Annotated in this window: 3 protein-coding genes; 1 reads left to right on the plus strand and 2 read right to left on the minus strand. The window is 34.7% G+C overall.

The features are described from left to right. Positions 1 to 294: 294 nt before the first annotated feature. Both glf and ACJROP_RS03235 read right to left on the minus strand, forming a co-directional pair. A complete protein-coding gene (glf, locus tag ACJROP_RS03230; protein ID WP_406534061.1) occupies positions 295 to 1464 on the minus strand; it encodes a UDP-galactopyranose mutase in 1170 nt (389 codons plus the stop codon). 17 nt (positions 1465 to 1481) lie between these two features. Beyond that, a complete protein-coding gene (locus ACJROP_RS03235) occupies positions 1482 to 2423 on the minus strand; it encodes a glycosyltransferase (protein ID WP_406534062.1) in 942 nt (313 codons plus the stop codon). Positions 2424 to 2750: 327 nt separating this feature from the next. On the opposite strand from ACJROP_RS03235, the gene ACJROP_RS03240 reads away from it, so the two are divergent. After that, positions 2751 to 2891: dihydrodipicolinate synthase family protein (locus tag ACJROP_RS03240; RefSeq protein ID WP_406534063.1), on the plus strand; the 141-nt coding region annotated here is incomplete at its 3' end.

Here is a 2891-nt window from a genome sequence, read left to right on the forward strand (position 1 = left end):
TTCATCAAGAATCAGCTCCGTCTACCTCTCGTTCCAACTCGTGTTACGACATTGCAGAAGATTTCAAGCATTATCAAGGAGTTGAAACTGTAGTTTTTTTTTATAAGAAATATAACCAATCAAAGGCTCGCAATCGCGGGCCTTTGTTTGGTTATATAAAATGATTTATACTTTTAATCTATTATTTTCTAATTGTGTTTAACATTTCTAATAGCGAAGAAAATGTTTTAACATCAATGTTGTGACTGTCCTATAAATATGTTAGACGAGTTGCTTGGTTAACACTATGTAGATTTATATATTTTCCATTTTTAGAACCTGTTCAATAACAGGTGCCATATCATAATACTTATATTGAGCAAGACGACCACCAAAGATCACATTTTCTTCTTTTTCGGCTAATTTACGATACATATCCGCCAAGGCATTATTGCGTTCGTCATTAACAGGATAGTATGGTTCCATTCCTTCCTTGTACTCTGCGGAATACTCCTCTGATATGACAGTTTTTGGACAATCATATACCTCCTTGCCAAACATCTCAAAATGTTTATGCTCGATTACACGGGTATAAGGTTCATCTAGGCTTGTATAATTTATAACGGCATTACCTTGGTAGTTAGGATTGTCTTCAATTCTTGTTTTGAATGAAACTGTACGCCAATCTAGTTTTCCAAACTTATATTTAAAATATTCATCAATAGCTCCTGTATATACTAATTTGTCTGCATAATTTTGCCAATCTTTGTACTCTGAATTGAAAAAATCAACATTTGTTTTGCATTCAACATCTTCAAGCATACCATCGATAAGTTTATTGTAACCACCAATAGGAATACCCTGATATTTATCATTAAAATAGTTATTGTCAAAGATCATACGTACTGGGAGACGTTTTATGATGAAAGCGGGAAGTTCCTTACAATCTCTGCCCCATTGTTTTTCTGTATATTCCTTTATTAATTTATAGAAAATATCTTTACCAACAAGGCATAAAGCCTGTTCCTCAAGATTCTGCGGTTCTCGACCTGCAAGAGTCGCAACTGCTTCTGCCTTCTGTTCTTCAATTCTTGTTTGTGCCTCAGCCGGAGTATGCACATCCGGCCACATTTTATTAAATGTATTCATATTAAAAGGCAAATTATACAGTTCACCCTTATAATTTGCTATAGGGCAATTTGTATATCGATTGAACTCAACAAAAGAGTTGATAAAGTCCCAAACCTCTTTATTTGTGGTATGGAATATGTGAGCACCATATTTATGAACATTAATTCCTTCTATATTCTCACAATATACATTTCCACCAAGTTGAGGACGTTTGTCAATAACAAGACATTTCTTGCCCATCTGTTTTGCACGATATGCAAATGTTGCTCCAAAGAGACCAGAACCAACTATGAGGTAATCGTATTTTTTTCTTTTTAAAATCATCTGAATTAAATTGTCATGCGAAATTAACATTGAAAACTTGGTAGAAACTATTTTTTCTTAATCTCATAACCAGGTTTGTATATTGGATGTACACCAAGCCTTTCTTTCATTCCATCTTTTATACCTGTAAGATGCATCTTGAGGGTATCTTTGCTACGGTGTACTCTATACTCACGGTAAACCTTAATTGCTTTCATTATGCAATATGCAATAAAAGTGGGCCAATGATATTTTTTTAACGTATATACGTGATTGCGTACAAGATAATACTCTCTCCATGTTGAAATAACATCTGGAGCACTATAGGAATATGCTCCGGTATCGTGTAACACTTTGATCTTTGGTAAAAGTATTATTTGACCATATTTACCTATGCGATGACTATATTCTGTATCGTCAAAATATATGAATAGATTGTCGTTTGGTAATCCAGCCTTTCTTAATGCTGATGATTTATAGCATGAACCGACAAACGACGTTTCTTCTATTATTTTGTGGTTTAATTTATATTCGTTTTCTGATACAAGTTGAGGAATAAGAATGCCTCTTTTTTTATTATATCGACGATGCCATACATCTATCTTGTCGAGTCTTTTGTCACATACCGTACCACAGAAACATACAGCGTTTGAGAACTCTTTTTTGTCAATATTGTCATTGACAATGCGTAAAGCATCGGGCTGTGGATATGCATCATCATCCGATATCCATACCCAGTCAGGATTCATGGATAAAGCTTTTTGTATTCCTATACGAAAGCCACCTGCACCTCCAAGGTTTCTTTCCATGTGATAAACGTGCTTATTTGAAGGTGATGATGAATCATTCTTCCAATTGTTGAGATATTCAGTAGTACCATCAGTACTGCAGTTATTGATTATGATGATATCAGAAGGTTGAAACTCTTGTTTTGCATAACTTTCAAGAGCTTTTTTTAGTTTCTCAAGCCTATTGTATGTCACAATGACAACATAAATTTTTCTGTCCATATATTTTCTTTTCGTTTTTCTTTTATTTGGTGTATAGTAAAGTTTTCTTTTTTATATAGTATTTTTGCGGCCAGCCGTTTATTCTGTAGCCAATTGAAGCGGAATTGTCTCTATTCTGACATTGAATAGGTTCAAAACGCCTTTTATGACATTCGGTATTGTTCCTAACACTTAGGATTGAGTGCAAAATTAAACAAATTCCCCGAAACGAACAAATTTTTAATGAGAAAAAAGATTAATCATGTTTTGGGGGGAGTAAGATTATTTATGCATCATTAATATTATCATCCATTACAGAGAGTCCCAGTATGCCTGTGGTGCTCTGTTATCGGTAATGCACTTCCAAAGGAGTTCTCTCGCATGATTCGTCTTGAGTTCAACGGCGAGTTTGAGGCTGCTCAGAAGATTCACCATAAGTTCACCGACCTCTATTCACTTCTCTTTGTCGATGGTAATCCTGCTGGTGTC

The organism is Methanobrevibacter sp. (assembly GCF_045220775.1).
GTDB lineage: Archaea > Methanobacteriota > Methanobacteria > Methanobacteriales > Methanobacteriaceae > Methanocatella.

Excerpts from the sequence above, each read along its gene's own strand:
- glf (WP_406534061.1), bottom strand. The coding sequence starts at position 1,464 with ATGTTAATTTCGCATGACAATTTAATTCAGATGATTTTAAAAAGAAAA.
- ACJROP_RS03235 (WP_406534062.1), bottom strand. The coding sequence starts at position 2,423 with ATGGACAGAAAAATTTATGTTGTCATTGTGACATACAATAGGCTTGAG.